The organism is Pseudomonas sp. sp1636, from assembly GCF_030376615.1.
Classification (GTDB): Bacteria; Pseudomonadota; Gammaproteobacteria; order Pseudomonadales; family Pseudomonadaceae; genus Aquipseudomonas.
On record NZ_JARRAB010000004.1, the window covers coordinates 158,341 to 177,650 of the forward strand.

The 19,310-nt window shown below is 64.8% G+C and carries 15 protein-coding genes; 14 read left to right on the forward strand and 1 reads right to left on the reverse strand.

Features of this window, described 5'->3' with window-relative positions; genetic code table 11:
• Position 1: 1 nt before the first annotated feature.
• On the reverse strand, positions 2 to 2,647 hold the full coding sequence (aceE, locus tag P8H27_RS05830) for a pyruvate dehydrogenase (acetyl-transferring), homodimeric type (RefSeq protein WP_289635772.1): 2,646 nt from the start codon (positions 2,645 to 2,647) through the stop codon (positions 2 to 4).
• A 270-nt stretch (positions 2,648 to 2,917) separates the two neighbouring features.
• On the opposite strand from aceE, the gene glnE reads away from it, so the two are divergent.
• The 14 genes from glnE (at position 2,918) to P8H27_RS05900 (ending at position 19,305) form a co-directional block, all read left to right on the forward strand.
• Positions 2,918 to 5,863, forward strand: a complete 2,946-nt coding sequence (gene glnE / locus P8H27_RS05835; RefSeq protein ID WP_289635773.1) for a bifunctional [glutamate--ammonia ligase]-adenylyl-L-tyrosine phosphorylase/[glutamate--ammonia-ligase] adenylyltransferase — start codon at positions 2,918 to 2,920, stop codon at positions 5,861 to 5,863.
• Between the two features lie 71 nt (positions 5,864 to 5,934).
• Positions 5,935 to 6,858, forward strand: a complete 924-nt coding sequence (locus P8H27_RS05840) for a branched-chain amino acid transaminase (RefSeq protein ID WP_289635774.1) — start codon at positions 5,935 to 5,937, stop codon at positions 6,856 to 6,858.
• A gap of 59 nt (positions 6,859 to 6,917) precedes the next feature.
• Positions 6,918 to 7,952 (forward strand): lipopolysaccharide heptosyltransferase II, encoded by a 1,035-nt coding sequence (gene waaF / locus P8H27_RS05845; protein ID WP_289635775.1) that lies wholly within the window; start codon positions 6,918 to 6,920, stop codon positions 7,950 to 7,952.
• Positions 7,952 to 8,953 (forward strand): lipopolysaccharide heptosyltransferase I, encoded by a 1,002-nt coding sequence (gene waaC, locus P8H27_RS05850; RefSeq protein ID WP_289635776.1) that lies wholly within the window; start codon positions 7,952 to 7,954, stop codon positions 8,951 to 8,953. The genes waaF and waaC overlap by 1 nt, the downstream gene beginning before the upstream one ends.
• 61 nt (positions 8,954 to 9,014) lie before the next feature.
• Entirely contained in the window at positions 9,015 to 10,136 is a 1,122-nt protein-coding gene (locus P8H27_RS05855; protein WP_289635777.1) for a glycosyltransferase family 4 protein, read from the forward strand.
• Positions 10,133 to 10,939 carry a lipopolysaccharide core heptose(I) kinase RfaP gene (gene rfaP / locus P8H27_RS05860; protein WP_289635778.1) on the forward strand — a complete coding sequence of 269 codons (807 nt, stop codon included), beginning with the start codon at positions 10,133 to 10,135 and terminating at the stop codon, positions 10,937 to 10,939. Before P8H27_RS05855 ends, rfaP begins: the two co-directional genes overlap by 4 nt.
• Positions 10,939 to 11,673, forward strand: coding sequence for a lipopolysaccharide kinase InaA family protein (locus P8H27_RS05865; protein ID WP_289635779.1), 735 nt, complete (start codon positions 10,939 to 10,941; stop codon positions 11,671 to 11,673). Before rfaP ends, P8H27_RS05865 begins: the two co-directional genes overlap by 1 nt.
• The gene (locus P8H27_RS05870) at positions 11,670 to 12,416 is read left to right on the forward strand and encodes a lipopolysaccharide kinase InaA family protein (RefSeq protein ID WP_289635780.1); all 747 of its coding nucleotides are present in this window, start codon (positions 11,670 to 11,672) and stop codon (positions 12,414 to 12,416) included. The genes P8H27_RS05865 and P8H27_RS05870 overlap by 4 nt, the downstream gene beginning before the upstream one ends.
• Positions 12,413 to 13,870, forward strand: a complete 1,458-nt coding sequence (locus P8H27_RS05875; protein WP_289635781.1) for a lipopolysaccharide kinase InaA family protein — start codon at positions 12,413 to 12,415, stop codon at positions 13,868 to 13,870. Before P8H27_RS05870 ends, P8H27_RS05875 begins: the two co-directional genes overlap by 4 nt.
• Before the next feature lie 12 nt (positions 13,871 to 13,882).
• Positions 13,883 to 15,637, forward strand: a complete 1,755-nt coding sequence (locus P8H27_RS05880) for a carbamoyltransferase (protein WP_289635782.1) — start codon at positions 13,883 to 13,885, stop codon at positions 15,635 to 15,637.
• Positions 15,624 to 16,772, forward strand: a complete 1,149-nt coding sequence (locus tag P8H27_RS05885; RefSeq protein ID WP_289635783.1) for a glycosyltransferase — start codon at positions 15,624 to 15,626, stop codon at positions 16,770 to 16,772. The genes P8H27_RS05880 and P8H27_RS05885 overlap by 14 nt, the downstream gene beginning before the upstream one ends.
• A gap of 32 nt (positions 16,773 to 16,804) precedes the next feature.
• Entirely contained in the window at positions 16,805 to 17,482 is a 678-nt protein-coding gene (locus P8H27_RS05890) for a CatB-related O-acetyltransferase (RefSeq protein ID WP_289635784.1), read from the forward strand.
• A 9-nt stretch (positions 17,483 to 17,491) separates the two neighbouring features.
• Positions 17,492 to 18,454 carry a glycosyltransferase gene (locus P8H27_RS05895; RefSeq protein ID WP_289635785.1) on the forward strand — a complete coding sequence of 321 codons (963 nt, stop codon included), beginning with the start codon at positions 17,492 to 17,494 and terminating at the stop codon, positions 18,452 to 18,454.
• Positions 18,451 to 19,305 carry a DUF6625 family protein gene (locus tag P8H27_RS05900; protein WP_289635786.1) on the forward strand — a complete coding sequence of 285 codons (855 nt, stop codon included), beginning with the start codon at positions 18,451 to 18,453 and terminating at the stop codon, positions 19,303 to 19,305. The genes P8H27_RS05895 and P8H27_RS05900 overlap by 4 nt, the downstream gene beginning before the upstream one ends.
• Positions 19,306 to 19,310: the final 5 nt, after the last annotated feature.

Here is a 19,310-nt window from a genome sequence, read left to right on the forward strand (position 1 = left end):
CTTAACAGTCCAGTGGGTTGCGTTTTTCCGGGTCGATGCCGAACTTGGCGATGGCCTCGGCCACTACCTTGGGTTCGATATCGCCGCGGTCGGCGAGGGCTTCCAGGGCGGCCAGCACTACCCAGTGGCGATCCACTTCGAAGAAGTGACGCAGCTTCTTGCGGCTGTCGCTGCGACCGAAGCCATCGGTGCCCAGCACCTTGTATTCCTTGCTCGGTACCCACTGACGGATCTGGTCGGCGAACAGCTTCATGTAGTCGGTGCTGGCGATGACCGGGCCGTGGCGGCCGCTCAGGCACTGCTCGACATAGCTCTGCTGCGGCTTCTGTTCCGGGTGCAGGCGGTTGTGCCGTTCGACGGCCAGGGCTTCGCGGCGCAGCTCGTTGAAGCTGGTCACGCTCCACACGTCGGCGCCGACGTTGAACTGCTCGCGGAGGATTTTCGCCGCCTCGCGCACTTCGCGCAGGATGGTGCCGCTGCCCAGCAGCTGCACATGGTGGGCGGCTTCCTTCTGGTCTTCCTCGAGCAGGTACATGCCCTTGATGATGCCGGCCTCGACGCCTTCCGGCATGGCCGGCTGCTGGTAGGACTCGTTCATCACGGTGATGTAGTAGTAGATGCTCTGCTGCTCTTCGATCATCTGCCGCGTGCCTTCGCGGATGATCACCGCCAGCTCGTAGCCGTAGGTCGGGTCATAGGTGCGGCAGTTGGGAATGGTCGAGGCCAGCAGGTGGCTGTGACCGTCTTCGTGCTGCAGGCCTTCGCCGTTGAGCGTGGTGCGCCCGGCAGTACCGCCGATCAGGAAGCCGCGGGCACGGCTGTCGCCGGCGGCCCAGGCCAGGTCGCCGATGCGCTGGAAGCCGAACATCGAGTAGAACACGTAGAACGGCAGCATCGGCTGGTTGTGGCAGCTGTAGCTGGTGCCCGCGGCGATCCAACTGGACATGGCGCCGGCCTCGTTGATGCCTTCCTCGAGGATCTGGCCCTTCTTGTCCTCGCGGTAGAACATCACCTGATCCTTGTCCACCGGCTCGTACAGCTGGCCGACCGAGGAGTAGATGCCGAGCTGACGGAACATGCCTTCCATGCCGAAGGTGCGCGCCTCGTCGGGGATGATCGGGACGATGCGCTCGCCCAGCTGCTTGTCCTTGATCAGTTGCGCGAGGATGCGCACGAAGGCCATGGTGGTGGAGATTTCGCGGTCGCCGCTGCCGTCGAGGATGGCTTTCAGGGTGTCCAGCGGCGGGGTCGGGATGCTGAAGCTGTTGACCCGGCGCTGCGGCACGAAACCGCCGAGGGCGGCGCGGCGCTTGGCCAGGTACTTGGCCTCGGCGCTGCCTTCCTCGGGACGGAAGAACGGCAGGTTTTCCAGCTCGTCGTCCTTGACCGGGATGTCGAAGCGGTCGCGGAATTTTTTCAGGCTGTCGACGTCGACCTTCTTGACGTTGTGCGCGATGTTCTTCGCTTCGCCGCTGCCGGTGCCGTAGCCCTTGATGGTCTTGGCCAGCACCACGGTCGGCTGGCCCTGGTGGTTGACCGCCTGGTGGTAGGCCGCGTAGACCTTGTAGGGGTCGTGGCCGCCGCGGTTGAGCTTCCAGATCTCGTCGTCGGAGAGGTCTTCGACCATCGCCTTGAGTTCCGGGGTGTTGAAGAAATGCTCACGGACGAAGGCGCCGTCTTTGGCCTTGTAGTTCTGGTACTCGCCGTCGACCACTTCGTCCATCCGCCGTTGCAGGATGCCGTCTTTGTCCTTGGCCAGCAGCGGATCCCAGAAGCGACCCCAGACCACCTTGTTGACGTTCCATTGGGCGCCGCGGAACACCCCTTCGAGCTCCTGGATGATCTTGCCGTTGCCGCGCACCGGGCCGTCGAGGCGCTGCAGGTTGCAGTTGATGACGAAGATCAGGTTGTCCAGCTTCTCGCGGCCGGCCAGGGAGATGGCGCCGAGGGATTCCGGCTCGTCGCACTCGCCGTCGCCCATGAAGCACCAGACCTTCTGCTTGCCGGCGGGAATGAAGCCGCGGCTTTCCAGGTACTTCATGAAGCGCGCCTGGTAGATCGCCTGGATCGGGCCCAGACCCATGGACACGGTGGGGAACTGCCAGAAATCGGGCATCAGCCAGGGGTGCGGATAGGACGACAGGCCCTGGCCGTCGACTTCCTGGCGGAAGTTGTCGAGTTGCTCTTCGCTGATCCGGCCTTCCATGAAGGCGCGGGCGTAGACGCCTGGCGAGGCGTGGCCCTGGAAGAAGATCAGATCGCCGCCGTGTTCCTCGGTCGGGGCCTGGAAGAAGTAGTTGAAGCCGACGTCGTAGAGGGTCGCGCTGGAGGCGAAGGTGCCGATGTGGCCACCCAGGTCGGGGTCTTTCAGGTTGGTGCGCATCACCATGGCCAGGGCGTTCCAGCGCACCAGCGAGCGAATGCGGCGTTCCATGAACAGGTCGCCAGGCATGCGTGCTTCGTGGTTCAGCGGGATGGTGTTGCGGTACGGGGTGGTGATCGCATAAGGCAACTGGGTACCACTGCGGGTGGCCAGTTCGCCTAAGCGGGTCATCAGGTAATGCGCGCGGTCTTCGCCTTCCTTGTCGAGAACAGACTCAAGGGCGTCCAGCCATTCCTGGGTTTCGACGGGATCGAGGTCTTGCATGGCTTGCTCCAGGGCGGAAAGGCTTCCAGAATCGGAGGCCAGGATTCGTGACCGGCTTCGTGAGCGGGGCACGTGAATTCTTGGATTTACCGGAGGGTAGGGCCGGCTCCGTGTAGTTTTACTACATATGGACGCTAATTTCAGCCCTTCGGATACATTCTTTAGTAGCAAAACTACACTTTATTTGTCTGTCAGTTGTGCGCGCCGTATCAACCCAGCGGGTTTCCGGCTTTCAGCGTGTCACTTGCAGTTCGCCAAAAAGGATAGACCATGAGCCTGCCCGTGCTGGCTTCTTTGCCTGCCACCCTTGCCCCCCTTGCTCTGCGTGCGGAGCAGTCCTTGCAGGCGGCTTTCGCCGAGCACTCGGCGGCTGCCGCGGCCGCTTTTGCCGCCTGGCCGAGTGCGCGGCGCGAGGTGCTCCGACGCGTGGCGGCGAGCAGCGATTTCGTCGTCGAACAAGCCCGGCGCGACCCGCAGATGCTCCTCGGCCTGGGCGACTGCGGCGAGCTGGAGCGCCCGTTGCGAGCCGGCGAGCTGCGCGCGCAACTGGCTGCGGCATTGCTCGATTGCGCCGATGAAGATGAGCTGGGGCGGCGTCTGCGGCGTTTTCGCAACCGCCAGCAGCTGCGCATCATCTGGCGCGACATCAGCCGTCAGGCCGACTTGATCGAAACCTGCCGCGACCTCTCGACGCTGGCCGATGCCTGCATCGATCTGGCCTATCGCTGGCTCTATCCGCAGCACTGCGCCCAGTTCGGCACGCCCATGGGTCGGCGCAGCGGCCAGGCGCAGCACATGGTGGTGCTCGGCATGGGCAAGCTGGGTGCCCATGAGCTGAACCTGTCCTCGGACATCGACCTGATTTTCGGCTACCCGGAGGGTGGCGAGACCGAGGGGGTCAAGCGTCCGCTGGATAATCAGGAATTCTTCATTCGTCTGGGGCAGCGCCTGATCAAGGCCCTGGACGCGATCACCGTCGACGGCTTCGTCTTTCGCACCGACATGCGCCTGCGCCCTTATGGCTCCTCGGGTTCGCTGGTGTTCAGCTTCAACGCGCTGGAACAGTACTACCAGGATCAGGGCCGCGACTGGGAGCGCTACGCCATGATCAAGGCGCGGGTGGTCGCCGGCGATCAGGTCGCCGGAGCGCAGTTGCTGGAGATGCTGCGGCCGTTCGTCTATCGGCGCTACCTGGATTTTTCCGCGATCGAAGCGCTGCGCACCATGAAACAACTGATCCAGCAGGAGGTGCGGCGCAAGGGCATGGCCGAGAACATCAAGCTCGGTGCCGGCGGCATTCGCGAGGTGGAATTTATCGCCCAGGCCTTCCAGTTGATTCACGGCGGGCGCGACCTGAGTCTGCAGCAACGGCCGCTGCTGCAGGTGCTCGGCACCCTGGAGGGGCAGGGTTATCTGCCGGCCGCGGTGGTCGACGAGTTGCGCCAGGGTTACGAGTTTCTGCGCTATACCGAACACGCCTTGCAGGCGATCGGCGATCGGCAGACGCAGATGCTCCCCGATAACGACCGGGATCGGGCGCGGGTGGCCTTTATCCTCGGTTTCGCCGACTGGGCGGCGTTTCACCGGCAACTGATGCACTGGCGGGGCCGGGTCGACTGGCATTTCCGCCAGGTCATCGCCGATCCGGATGAGGACGCCGAAAGCGCCGCCGATGAAGCGGTCGGCGGTGAGTGGCTGCCGCTGTGGGACGCGGTTCAGGACGAGGCGGCGGCCTGTCGGCAACTGGCCGAAGCGGGGTTCGCCGATCCCCAGTCGGCGTGGCAGCGCCTGGCCGGCTTGCGCAACGGCAATCAGGTGCGGGCCATGCAGCGTCTCGGTCGTGAGCGCCTGGATGCCTTCATGCCCAGGCTGTTGGCGCAGGCGGTGGAGCACGACAACCCCGACCTGGTTTTGGAGCGTGTGCTGCCGCTGATCGAGGCGGTGGCGCGGCGCTCGGCCTACCTGGTGCTGCTGACGGAAAACCCCGGTGCCCTGCAGCGCCTGCTGACCCTCTGCGCCGCCAGCCCCTGGATCGCCGAGCAGATCGCCCGGTTTCCTTTATTGCTCGACGAATTGCTCAACGAGGGGCGCTTGTTCAAGCCGCCGCTGGCGCCGGAACTGGCGGCCGAGCTGCGTGAGCGGCTGATGCGCATCCCCGAGGACGACCTCGAACAGCAGATGGAGGCGCTGCGTCACTTCAAGCTGGCGCACCGCCTGCGCGTGGCCGCCTCGGAGATCGCCGGCAGCCTGCCGCTGATGAAGGTCAGCGACTACCTGACCTGGCTGGCCGAGGCGATCCTCGAGCAGGTGCTGGCCCTGGCCTGGCGGCATACCGTCGGTAAATACGGGGTGCCGCAGCGTGCCGATGGCAGTGTCTGCGATCCGGATTTCATCATCGTCGGCTATGGCAAGGTCGGCGGCATCGAGTTGGGCCATGGCTCGGATCTGGATCTGGTGTTCATCCACGATGGCGATTCCCAGGCCGAGACCAATGGCGCCAAGCCCATCGACGGCGCGCAGTTCTTCAATCGCCTGGGCCAGCGCATCATCCACCTGCTGACCACCCAGACCAACTCCGGCCAGCTCTACGAGGTCGACATGCGCCTGCGGCCCTCGGGGGTGGCGGGGTTGTTGGTCAGCTCGCTGGGCGCCTTCCAGCGTTATCAGGAAAACGAAGCCTGGACCTGGGAGCACCAGGCCCTGGTGCGCGCCCGCGTGCTGGTCGGTTGTCCGCGGGTCGGCAAGGCGTTCGAGGCGGTGCGCGCGGCGGTGCTCGGCCGCGAGCGTGATCTCGACCTGTTGCGCGTCGAGGTCGGCGAGATGCGCGCGAAGATGCGCGACAACCTCGGCACCCGGGCCACGGCTGCCGGCACCGCCGTCAATGCGTTCGAGGCCTCGGCGCCGTTCGACCTCAAGCAGGATGCCGGTGGTATCGTCGATATTGAATTTATGGTGCAATACGCGGCCTTGGCTTGGTCGCGAGAATATCCCGAGCTGGTGGAATTCACCGATAACATCCGCATCCTGGAAGGCCTGGAACGCGTTGGCTTGCTGGCCGTCGAGGATGCCCGCCTGTTGCGGGAGGCCTACAAGGCCTACCGCGCGGCGGCCCATCGCCAGGCATTGCAAAAGCAGCCGGGGGTGGTGGGCGGCGACCAGTTCCATGAGCAAAGACGCAGCGTGCTGCGCATCTGGCGGGAACTGGGCTTGAACTGAACTTTGCGTGGGCGGGTAGCGTATAGCGCCCCGGCTACTGTGTACGAATCGAATGTGAGGAGCAGGCAACTATGTCGATGGCCGATCGTGATGGCGTGATTTGGTATGACGGCAAACTGGTGCCGTGGCGTGACGCGACCACCCATGTGTTGACCCACACCCTGCACTACGGCATGGGCGTGTTCGAGGGCGTGCGCGCCTACGACACCCCGGACGGCACGGCGATCTTCCGTCTGCAGGCGCACACCGACCGCCTGTTCGACTCCGCCCACATCATGGGCATGAAGATCCCGTTCAGCAAAGACGAGATCAACCAGGCGACCCGCGCCGCCGTGCGCGAGAACAACCTGGACAGCGCCTATATCCGCCCGATGGTGTTCTACGGATCGGAAGCCATGGGCCTGCGCGCCACTGGTCTGAAGGTGCATGTGATAGTCGCGGCCTGGAGCTGGGGCGCCTATATGGGCGACGAAGCCCTGCAGGTCGGGATCAAGGTGCGCACCAGTTCCTTCACCCGTCACCACGTCAACATCTCGATGACCCGCGCCAAGGCCAACGGCAACTACATCAACTCGATGCTGGCCCTGCAGGAAGCCATCTCCGGCGGCGCCGACGAGGCCATGCTGCTGGACACCGAAGGCTATGTGGCCGAAGGCTCGGGCGAGAACATCTTCCTGGTCAAGAACGGCGTGGTCTACACCCCGGAAGTGACTTCCTGCCTCAACGGCATCACCCGCAGCACCATCCTGACCCTGGCCGCCGAGCTGGGCATCCCGGTGATCGAGAAGCGCATCACCCGCGACGAGGTGTACATCGCCGACGAGGCCTTCTTCACCGGCACCGCCGCCGAAGTCACGCCGATTCGCGAAGTCGATGACCGCCAGATCGGCGCCGGCCGCCGCGGCCCGGTGACCGAGAAACTGCAAAAAGCCTATTTCGACCTGGTGGCCGGCAAGGCCAGTGGCCACGCCGAGTGGCGTACGCTGGTCAAATAACGCTTGTTCGAGGCTATGGCAGGGAGGCGTAAGCCTCCCTGCGCGTTTGTGGAAAATACATGCGAATTCTGATCGTTGGGCCCAGCTGGGTCGGTGACATGGTGATGGCGCAGACGCTGTTTCAGTGCCTGCAGCAGCGTCACCCCGGGTGCGAGATCGACGTGCTGGCGCCCGAGTGGAGCCGGCCGATTCTCGAACGCATGCCCGAGGTGCGCCGCGCCCTGAGCTTTCCGCTCGGCCACGGGGTGCTGCAACTGGCGACCCGGCGCAAGATCGGCAAATCCCTGGCCGGCCAGTACGATCATGCGATCCTGTTGCCCAATTCGCTGAAGTCGGCGCTGGTGCCGTTCTTCGCCGGCATCGCCAAGCGCACCGGCTGGAAGGGCGAGATGCGCTATGGTCTGCTCAACGATGTGCGCGTCCTGGATAAACAACGCTACCCGCTGATGATCGAGCGCTTCATGGCGCTGGCCTTCGAACCGGGTGCGGAGCTGACCAGGCCTTATCCGCGGCCGTCCCTGCACATCGACCAAGGCAGCCGGGCGGCGGCGCAGGCCAAGTTCGGCCTGAGTCTGGATCGGCCGGTGCTGGCGCTCTGCCCCGGTGCCGAGTTCGGCGAGGCCAAGCGCTGGCCGAGCGAGCATTACGCCCAGGTCGCCGAGGCGAAGATCCGCGCCGGCTGGCAGGTGTGGCTGTTCGGCTCGCAGAACGACCATGCGGTCGGTGAGGAAATCCGCCTGCGGCTGATCCCCGGGCTGCGCGAGGAAGCGCTGAACCTGGCCGGCGAGACCAGCCTGGCCGAAGCCATTGACCTGCTGTCCTGCGCCAGCGCCGTGGTCTCCAACGACTCGGGCCTGATGCATGTGGCCGCCGCGCTGAATCGGCCGCTGGTGGCGGTCTACGGCTCCACCTCGCCGCAGTTCACCCCGCCGCTGGCCGAGCAGGTGGAGATCGTCCGGCTGGGCATCGACTGCAGTCCCTGCTTCGAGCGCACCTGCCGCTACGGCCACTACAACTGCCTGCGCGAGCTGCCGGCGCGGCCGGTGCTCGAGGCGCTGGAGCGTCTGGTGGCCGATCCGGTCGAGGTCGAATAGTGCGGGTTTTGCTGATCAAGACGTCCTCGCTCGGCGATGTCATCCACACCTTGCCGGCGCTCACCGATGCGGCGCGGGCGATTCCCGGTATCCAGTTCGATTGGGTGGTGGAAGAGGGCTTCGCCGAGATTCCCGCCTGGCACCCGGCCGTGGCCCAGGTGATCCCCGTGGCGCTGCGGCGCTGGCGCAAGCACCTCTGGCAGACCCTGAAAAACGGCGAGTGGCGCCGTTTCAAGCAGCGGCTGGGCGAGACCCGTTACGACCTGGTGATCGATGCCCAGGGCTTGTTGAAAAGTGCCTGGCTGAGCCGTTACGTCAAGGCCCCGGTGGCGGGCCTGGGGGCGGATTCCGCGCGCGAGCCGATTGCCAGCCGCTTCTATGACCGCCGATACCGCGTGCCCCGCGAGCAGCACGCGCTGGAGCGGGTGCGCCAGTTGTTCGCCCAGGCGCTGGGCTATCCGCTGCCGGCGGGCATGGGCGACTACGGCCTGAATCGCGCGCGCCTGGCCGGTGCGGTGGAGCAGCCGTATCTGCTGTTCCTGCACGGCACCACCTGGCCGAGCAAGCATTGGCCGGAGGCCTGCTGGCGCGAGCTGGCCGAACGCATGAGCGAACAGGGCTGGGCGATTCGTCTGCCCTGGGCCAACGAGGTCGAGAAGGCCCGCGCCGAAGGCATAGTCGCCGGCCTGGAGCATGCCGCGTTGCTACCCAAATTGAATCTGGCCGGCGTGGCCAAGGCGATCGCCGGCGCCAGCGCCTGCGTGGCGGTCGACACCGGGCTCGGCCATCTGGCCGCGGCGCTGGATGTGCCGACCATCTCGCTGTACGGACCGACCTTGCCGGGGCGGGTGGGCGCCTATGGCCGTTGCCAGGTTCATTTGTGCGCCACCGGGCCGGCGGCGGGTTCCGGCGACCGCCATAAGCCCTGCTTCGAGACGCTGTTGCCGGAGCGGGTGGCCGGCGAGTTGCAGGCATTGCTGCTGGCCGAGGACGCCGTCTGATGCGGGTGCCGAGCATTTTCCCCGGAGTGCATCCGGGCTACGCGATTGAAGGGCACGCCTGATGCAGTTGGCTTTTATCCTCTACAAATACTTCCCCTTTGGCGGCCTGCAGCGCGATTTCCTGCGCATCGCTCTGGAGTGCCAGCAGCGCGGCCACGCCATTCGCGTGTATACGCCGATCTGGGAAGGCGAGATTCCCGCCGGCTTCGAGGTGGTGGTGGTGCCGGTCAAGGCGCTGTTCAACCATAAGCGCAACGAGAAGCTCACGGCCTGGGTCGAGGCCGATCTGGCCAGGCGTCCGGTAGCGCGGGTGATCGGCTTCAACAAGATGCCGGGGCTGGATGTGTATTACGCCGCCGACGGTTGTTTCGAGGACAAGGCGCAGACCCTGCGCCACCCGATTTACCGCAAGTGGGGCCGTTACAAGCATTTCGCCGACTACGAGCGGGCGGTGTTCGCGCCTGAAGCGAAGACCGCGATTCTGATGATCTCCGAGGTGCAGCAGCCGCTGTTCGTCAAGCATTACCACACCCCGCGGCAGCGCTTTCACCTGCTGCCGCCGGGCATCGCCCAGGATCGTCGGGCGCCGGCCAATGCCGGCGAGATTCGCGCCGGGTTCCGCCGCGAGTTCGGCCTGGCGGATGACCAACTGTTGCTGGTGCAGATCGGTTCCGGGTTCAAGACCAAGGGCCTGGATCGCAGCCTGAAAGCCGTCGCCGCCCTGCCGCGCGAGCTGCGCCAGCGCAGCAGGCTGATCGTCATCGGCCAGGACGACCCGCGCACCTTTCAGCTGCAGGCCAAGGCGCTGGGGATTGCCGAGCAGGTGCAGATACTCAAGGGCCGCAGCGATATCCCGCGGTTCCTGCTCGGCGCCGACCTGCTGATCCATCCGGCCTACAACGAAAACACCGGCACCGTGCTGCTCGAGGCGCTGGTCGCCGGCTTGCCGGTGCTGGTGACCGATGTCTGCGGCTATGCCCATTACATTCGCGATGCGGATGCCGGCCGGGTGCTGCCCAGCCCCTTCGTGCAGGAGCGGCTCAATCACTGTTTGGCCGATATGCTGGCCGACGATCGGCGCCGCGCGTTCTGGGGGCGCAACGGCCTGGCCTATGCCGGCTGCGCCGATCTGTATTCCATGCCGCAGCGCGCGGCCGATGTGATCCTGGCGGAGCGTCCATGAAATTGTTGCTCAGCGAACCCTTCGAGACGCTATGGGCCGGCAAGGATGCCTTTGCCGAGGTGGAAGCCTTGCAGGGCCAGGTTTACCGCGAGCTGGAAGGCCGCCGTACCCTGCGCACCGAAGTGGCCGGGTGCGGCTACTTCGTCAAGATTCACCGCGGCATCGGTTGGCGCGAGATCGCCAAGAACCTGCTGACCGCCAAGTGGCCGGTGCTCGGCGCGGGTCAGGAGTGGCGGGCGATCCGGCGTTTGCAGGAGGTCGGCGTGGCGACCATGACCGCGGTGGCCTATGGCGAATGCGGCAGCAATCCGGCGCGGCAGCATTCCTTCATCGTCACCGAGGAGCTGGCGCCCACCGTCAGCCTGGAGGACTTCAGCCTCGACTGGCCGCAGCACCCGCCGGCGCCAGCACTCAAGCGCGCGCTGATCGCCGAAGTGGCGAAGATGACCGGCGCCATGCACCGCGGCGGGGTCAATCACCGCGATTGCTACATCTGCCACTTCCTACTGCACACCGACAAGCCGGTCAGCGCCGCCGATTTTCGCCTGTCGCTGATCGATCTGCACCGCGCGCAGACCCATGCCCGCTTGCCGCGGCGCTGGCGCGACAAGGATCTCGCCGCGCTGTACTTCTCGGCCCTGAATATCGGCCTGAGCCGGCGCGACAAACTGCGTTTTCTCCAGGGCTATTTTCGTCTGCCGCTACGCCAGATTCTGCGCGACGAAGCGCGCCTGTTGGCCTGGCTGCAGCGCAAGGCGGACAAGCTGTATGCGCGCAAGCAGCGTTACGGGGATGCGCTCTGATGGCCGGTTGGCACCTCGATCCGGCCTATGCCCAACTGGCGAGCGACTTTGCCAGCCTGGAGGCGGTGTTTGCCCTGGAAGGCGAGCGCCTGACCCGCGACCCCCTGTCCGAGGTCATCCGCATCGAGCGCGCCGGCGTGCGCTATTACGTCAAACGCTACTGGGGCGCCGGCAAGGGCCTGCGTCGCTACATTGGCCGGCCGCGGGTCAAGGCCGAGTGGCAGAACCTCAAGTGTTTCGCCAAATGGGGCATCGCCACCGCGCCCATCGTCGCCTATGGCTTGGAGCGCAAGGCCGGAGCCTTCGTTCGCGGCGCATTGATCACCCGCGAGCTGGATCGTACCGAGGATCTGGCGCTGCTGGCCGGTCGCGGCGATCCCCGGCTCGGTGATGCGCGCTGGGTGGATGGCATCAGCCGCCAGCTGGCGCGCGCCACGCGGGTTCTGCATGACCACCACTTCACCCATAACGATCTGAAGTGGCGCAACCTGCTGGTCAACGACCGGGCCGAGTTGTTCCTGATCGACTGCCCGACCGGTGCCTTCTGGTGGGGGCCGTTGTTGCGTTATCGCGAAGTCAAGGATCTGGCCTGCCTGGACAAGGTCGCCAAGCACCAGCTGTCGCGCACTCAGCGTCTGCGCTTTTATCTGCAGTACCGCGGGCGTCAGCGCCTGAATGGCAGCGATAAGCGACGCGTGCGGCAGATCGTGGGTTTTTTCGAGGGCCGGGAATGATCGACTTTATTGCGCCGCCGGAGCGCGCGCTGCTCGAACGCCATGGGCTGGCCAGCTTCGATGCGCTCTGGGCGCTCAAGCTGGAAGCGGTGGACGAGCCCAATACCGAGCGCGGTGGCTGGAGCAGTGTCTATCGCCTGGAGCTGGGCGAGGCGGCGTTCTACCTCAAGCGGCAGAGCAATCACCTGACCCGCCGCCTGACCTGCCCCTTGGGTGAGCCGACCTTCGCCCGCGAGTTTCGCAATATCCAGCGCTACCGGCAGCTGGGCATTCCGGCGTTGCAAGCGACGTTTTTCGCCGAGCGCAAGGTGGCACGCGAGCGCCGGGCGATCCTGCTGACCCAGGCCCTGGATGGCTGGCAGGATCTGGATAGCCTGTTGCCCGGCTGGAATGCCCGGCCTGAGGCGCAACGCACAGGCATCCTGCGAGCCTGCGGTGAGCTGGCCCGCTGTCTGCACGCTGCCGGGCAGATGCACGGTTGTTTTTATCCCAAGCATATTTTCCTCAAGGGCCGCGCCGGCGGTTTTCAGGCGCAGTTGATCGACCTGGAAAAGACCCGGCCGCTGCTGTTCGGCGAGCGTGACCGGGTCAAGGATCTTGAACCGTTACTGCGCCGTGCCAGTGTTTGGGGGGAGCGCGAGGTGCGTCAGCTACTGGCGGCCTATCTGGGCGCGGACGCTGATGTCGAACACTGGTGGCAACGTCTCGGCAGCCGCCGGCGCAACAAGGAGGCGCGCCGATGAGACTCGCCGAGCTGAGCCGGGCCGGGCGCTGCCCGTCGTTGCCGCTGCGCATCGAACTGGCGGACGCCGCCGGCCCCGCCACCCTGGTGCTGGAACAACTGCTGCGGGTGCTGCCGGGGCAGCGCTATGTCGGTGTGGCCGAATGGCGTGGGCGCAGGGTGCTGGCCAAGTTGCTGGTGGGCGGTAAGGCCGACCGGCAGTTTCAGCGTGAACTGGACGGTGCGCGCTTGCTCGCCGGGCAGGGGCTGCCGACGCCGCTGCTGCTGGCCGATGGCCTGCGCGAAGGCGAGGGCGGCTGGCTGCTGTTCGAGTACCTCGACCCGGCTGAGAGTCTGGGGGATGCCTGGCGCGCCGTCGAGGCGCCGCCGTGGTTGTCCGCGGCCCAGCAAGCCGTACTGGCTGACGCCCTGGCGATGATCGCGCAGCTGCATGCCAGGGGGCTGTGGCAGGCCGATCTGCATCTGGACAACCTGCTGCGGCATAACGGCCAGCTGTTTGTCATCGATGGCGGCGGGGTCAGGACGCAGATACCGGGACAGCCACTGGTGCGCGACAAGGTGCTGGAAAATCTCGGGGTGTTCTTTGCCCAACTGCCGGCCGAACTGGAACCGCATATCGAAGAGCTGCTGGTGCATTACCTGCTGGTCAATGGTGAGCATGCCCTGCCGCTGGAAGCCTTGCTCAAGCAGATCGCCAAGTCCAAGCGCTGGCGGGTGCGCGACTACCTGAAGAAGATCGCCCGCGATTGCAGTCTGTTCTCGGCCCGGGTCGGCGCGTTCGGTTTGCGTGTCGTGCATCGCGAGGCGCAGCAAGACCTGGCGCCGCTGCTGGCTAACCTCGACCGGTTCACCGAACAGGGGCATGTCTACAAGACCGGCGGCGCCGCCACTGTGGCGCGGGTCGAGTTGGCGGATCGGACGCTGGTGGTCAAACGCTACAACATCAAGCACCTCGGCCACTGGTTGAAGCGCTTCTGGCGCCCCAGTCGCGCTTGGCACAGCTGGGTGGCGGGCCATCGCCTGCAGGTGCTCGGCATCGCCACCCCGCGTCCGCTGGCCGTGCTGGAGCGGCGCTGGTGCTGGCTGCGCGGGCGCGCCTACCTGATTACCGAATATTGCGACGGGCAGGATATAATCGCGCGTTTTCAGCCCTGCCTGCAGGGCGCCCCGACGGAAATCGAGCTGTTGGCGCTGGATCAGCTGTTCGCCGCCTTGTTGCGCGAACGCATCAGTCACGGCGATTTCAAGGGGCACAACCTGTTTTGGGATGAACAGCGGCAGAGCTGGTCGCTGATCGACCTCGATGCCATGCAGCATCACCACAGCATGCGCAGCTTCGCCCGGGCCTATGCCCGCGATCGCGCCCGCTTTCTGCGCAACTGGCCGGCCGATTCGGCCTTGCACCAGCTGCTCGACGAACGTTTACCGCAGGTGCCCGGCACCTGCCCTGAATAGAGGTCTTCACCTGTGGCATTGACCATTCTTGGCCTGTCCGGCGCTCTCAGTCACGATCCTTCCGCCGCCCTGTACATCGACGGCAAGTTGATCGCGGCCGCCGAAGAGGAGCGCTTCGTGCGCGACAAGCACGCGAAGAACCGCATGCCCTACGAGTCGGCCAAGTTCTGTCTGGAGCAGGCCGGAATCAAACCGAGCGACGTCGACGTGGTGGCGATTCCCTTTGCCCCGATCAGTCTGTTCGGCGAAGCCCGCTGGAAATACGCCAAGCGCTACTGGTACGCCCCGGATCGTGCTCTCGACGCCATCCTGATGGGCAACCGGCGCTATAAGCGTTACCGCAACAAGATCGTCTGGTGCCTGGAGCAACTGGGCTTCGATCCGAAGCAAATCAAGATCGAGCCGGTCGAACACCACCTGGCCCACGCCGCCAGCGCCTACCACTGCTCCGGGTTCCAGGAAAAGACCGCGATCCTCGGCATCGACGGCAAGGGCGAGTACGCCACCACCTTCTTCGGCTACGGCGAGCACGGCAAGATCCACAAGATCAAGGAATTCTACGATCCGGATTCGCTCGGTGGCCTGTACGGCGCGATCACCGAATTCCTCGGCTTCGAGATGCTCGATGGCGAGTTCAAGGTGATGGGCATGGCGCCCTACGGCGACGCCAGCAAGTACGATTTCTCCCGTCTGGCCAAGTTCGAGAACGGCGAACTGATCATCAACACCGAGTACGCCAACGTCATCGGCCTGCGCCGTTATAAAGAAAAGGGCAAGGGCTTCTACTTCTCGCCCAAGCTGATCGAGTGGCTGGGGCCCAAGCGCGAAGGCGACATCGCCGACGACCCCTACATCCACTACGCGGCGAGCATGCAGGCGCTGTTCGAGAAGCTGGCGCTGCAGATGATGGATTACTACCTGGGCGACATCCTCAAGCAGACCGGCAAGCTCGCCTTCGCCGGCGGCTGCGCGCTGAACGTCAAACTCAACCAGAAGATCATCGCCCGCGACGAGGTCAAGGAGCTGTTCGTCCAGCCGGCCTCCGGCGACGCCGGCACCGCAGTCGGCGCCGCCGCCTATGTGTCGCATGCCCGCGGCGTGCCGGTGGAGAAGATGGAGCACGTCTACCTCGGCCCATCCTTCTCCAACGAAGACGTGATCGCCGCCTGCGCCAAGCACCCGAGTCAGCCTGCGTTCAAGCAGATCGACGACATGCCGCAGCGCATCGCCCAGATCATGGTCGCGGGCAACCCGGTGGCCTGGTTCCAGGGGCGCATGGAGTTCGGCCCGCGCGCCCTCGGCGGCCGTTCGATCGTCGGTTGTCCGAGCATCCCCGGGGTGGCCAATCGGATCAACGAGCAGATCAAATTCCGCGAGCGCTGGCGCCCGTTCTGTCCGTCGATGCTCGACACCGTCGGCCCGCAGATGCTCAAGGTCGATCATCCGTCGCCATTCATGACCTTCACCTTCGAAGTCGTTGATGAGTGGAAGAGCCGGGTCAGCGAAGTGGTGCACGAAGACGGCACCTCGCGCGCCCAAGTGCTCAAGCGCGAATACAACCCGCGCTACTACGACATGATGCTCGAACTGGAAAAACTCACCGGCAACGGCGTGTCGCTGAACACCTCGCTCAATCGCCGCGGCGAGCCGATGATCTGCTCGCCGACCGATGCGCTGAACATGTTCTATGGCTCGGACCTGCAGTACTTGATCATGGAGGACATCCTGGTGGTCAAGGATGGCAAGGACTGGTATGAGCAGCGCTGAGCCGGCGTCGGCCGAACAGCCCTGGGTACTGCAATTCTGCCATGGCTATGATGGGCCTTTTCTCGACTGTGCCCGTCAATACGCGGCACTGTTCGTCGATACGCCCTACAAGGTCTGCACCGTGTATCTGACGGGCAAGCCGAGTATGCAGGTCGAGCAAGGCTCGGCCTCCGACGAGGTGATCTTTCTCGATTACTCGAGCCGCGAAGTGCGCGGCCTCAAGCTCAAGGCGATTCGCGACATCAAGCGGCTCGTTGCGCAGCGTAACTTCAAGCTGTGCATCGCCCACCGCTTCAAGCCGATCTACGTCGCCTTGCTCGGTAGCGATCTGCCGGTAATCGGCGTGCACCATGCCTTCGGCGACTACCAGCGTCGCACGCGGCAACTGTTCGCCAACTTCTTTAGCAAACGTCTGGCCTTGCTCGGCGTCTCCAACGCGGTGCGCAACGACATGCGCGCCTGCCTGCCATCCTGGCCGAGCGAGCGCATCGAAACCCTGTACAACCGTATCGATATCGCTGCGGTTCAGGCCGAGCAGGTTTCCCGTGAGGCGGCCCGCGCGCACCTTGGCTTGCCGCAGAACGCCTGGGTGGTCGGCAATGTTGGCCGCCTGCATCCAGACAAGGATCAGGCCACCTTGATTCGCGGTTTTGCCCAGGCATTGCCGCAGCTGCCGGCGGGCAGTTTGTTGGCAATTATGGGCAGCGGGCGCCTGGAGTCAGCCCTGAAGGCGCTGGCGCAGGAACTGGGGGTGGCTGAGTCCGTACGCTTTCTCGGTCAGGTGGCTAATGGACGGCGTTATTTCAAGGCATTTGACCTGTTTGCCTTGACCTCCGACCATGAGCCTTTCGGGATGGTTCTGTTGGAGGCGATGGCGGCGGGGGTGGCGGTGATAGGCAGCGACTGTGGCGGTGGCCGCGAGGTGATAGAGGGCGTCGGGGTGCTGTTTCCCTTGGCCGACGCCGCGGCGCTGGCGGCGGCCATGCGCCACATGGCCGGACTCGACGCCGAGCACAGAGCGCTCTGCGCCACCTTGATGCTGCAGCGACTCGAGACGCTGTTTTCCGATAGAGCGGTTGCCGAGGCATTCTGGCGCTTGCCGCTGGTCGTGAGCGAACAGGGGCAGGCTCTTTGAGGCGACTCATTGCTGAGTACCGTTGCAGGCGTATGCTCAGGCGCCACGGCATCAAGTTTTCGCCCCGCCTGGCAGACTTGGCGACGCGCGCGCAACTTCTGCTCGAGGAAGGCGTCTCGCTCGGCTTGGTGAAGATGGACTTCAGGTTCCTGAGCATTGGCGCCATGAGCTATATCCGCAGCTCGGCCGAGCTGCTCAACGTCAGTCGTATCGGGCGATTCTGCTCCATCGGCAGCGGCGTGATCCTCGGTCAGGATCGGGCGGGGCATCCGCTGGACTGGGTCAGTAGTCACCCTTTCCAGCACGCCAGGGCCGAACTGCAGTATGACGCCCAGCTGCCACCCCTGGAGGTCGGGCACGATGTCTGGATCGGCCGTGAAGCCATGCTGCTGGAGGGCATTGTCGTCGGCACGGGGGCGGTGGTGGCCGCCCGCGCCCTGGTCACTCGCGATGTGCCGCCCTACGCGATAGTCGCGGGTACGCCGGCGAAGATAATCCGCTACCGCCACGCCGAGGCGGTTATCCGGGGGCTGCTGGACAGCGCCTGGTGGAATGCTCCCGTACAGTCGCTGCTCGAGCACCCCCTGAACCAACCCGAGCCGTTCCTGGCATCCTGGAGGATCAGGCACGACGCGCCCGCGGCCAGGTACAAACGCATCCGCCTCACACGCGCCGGCGCAGAGGACATGGGTGATCAACTTGAGGAGTAGTCATCCGCGATGAATGTTCTGTTCTTGGTGCAGCGCGAGCAGCGCGCCATTCTCGATCGTTTTTATGAGGGCATTGCCGACAGCTGCCAGTGCGACCTGCGCTGGCTGGACAAGGCCGAGCAGGCCGATCTAAGGCGCTACTTTCGCGACCAGGTGGATCTGTCCCGTTACGACCGTATTCTGTTCTTCCTGCGCTTCAAGCAGGAGATCAAGCAGGTGGCCTTCATCCGTTCGATCCCCAATCTGGTGATTCTCGAGCACGATGCTTACCAGAATTACATTCCCTGCAAGTACACCGGGAAGTTCAGCGAGCATTACCGCAAACTGCCCGGTTCCAGGGTCATCAGTTCGGGCGCCGAGGTGACGAGGCGTCTGCGCGAGGAGGGGTTCGACGCGGTATTCGTGCCCAAGGGCTATGACCAGGCGTTGTTGCGCGACCTGGGGCTGGAGCGCGACATAGAGCTGGCCTTCGTCGGCAGCACCAAGAGCGTCGCCTACAGTGGCCGCAAGGCCTTGCTCGACGAGTTGGGGCGGGTGGAAAACCTCACGGTGACGCGTACCAAGTCGGGAGAGGAGTACCTCAACACCCTCAATCGCATCCGCTTCTTCGTCAGTGCCGACGTCGGCATGGGCGAGTACATGATCAAGAACTTCGAGGCGATGGCCTGTGGTTGCGTCCTGCTGGCCTACTGGCAGGGCGGCGCCGAGGAGCAGGCGCTCGGCTTCGAGGATATGGGCAATCTCGTGCTCTACCGCGATGTGGCCGAATTGCAGCAGAAGTTGCAGATCCTGCGCGGCGATCCGCAGCTGGCGCAACGCATCGCCCGGGCCGGTCAGCAGTTGGTCACCGAACGCTACAGTTTCGCCGCGGTCGGTCGGTCGGTAGTCGAGGCCATGACGCCGCCACTCGCCGCGCAGCCGCCGCTGACGACCGCGGAGCGGATCCGCGCTCGCTGGAGCTGGTTGGGATGATGCGTATTCGAATCCTGATCCCTTATTTCGGCCGCTGGCCGCACTGGATGCCATTCTTCGTCGCCAGCTGCCGTGCCAATCCCGATATCGACTGGCTGCTGTTTAGCGACTGCGGCGAGCTGCCGGGAGCGCCCGACAATCTCGAGGTCAGGGCGATCAGCTTTGCCGATTATTGCCAGCAGGCGGGTGCCAAGTTGGAGATTGCTTTTGCGCCCGAAAGCCCCTACAAACTGTGCGACCTCAAGCCGGCGCTGGGGTTCATTCACGCCGACGAGCTCGAAGGCTACGATTTCTGGGGTTTCAGCGACATCGACCTGGTGTACGGGCAGTTGCGCCGCTACTTCACCGACCAGCGCCTGGCGCGCTATGAGTTGCTGTCCACTCATGAGCGGCGGGTCTCCGGGCACTTCTGCCTGCTGAGAAACAATGCGCGCATGCGCGAGGCGTTCCGCTCTGTCGAGGGCTGGCGCCGCCTGCTGGCGAACCCCCGGCACCAGGCATTCGACGAGGTGGCCTTCAGTCGGCTGTTCATTCGCCGCAAGAACTGGCCGGCGGGGCTGCGCCGGCTGCTCGATGCGGCCAACCCGTGGCGCCGGCGCAGCGAATTTGCCGAGGCCTACAGCACACCCAACGGCCGGATCGCCTGGGTGGATGGCAGCTTCGACTTTCCGCAGCGTTGGTTCTGGGATAACGGGGTCATGCGTACCGACAGGGGCGACGAGCGAGAATTCCCCTACTTTCATTTCATAGCCTGGAAGACCGGCTGGCATGCTGCCTTGCCCGAACAGGGCGCAGACTGGGCATTAGGTTCACGCTGGTCGATCAGCGCAACCGGCTTTCACAAGGACTGAGCTCC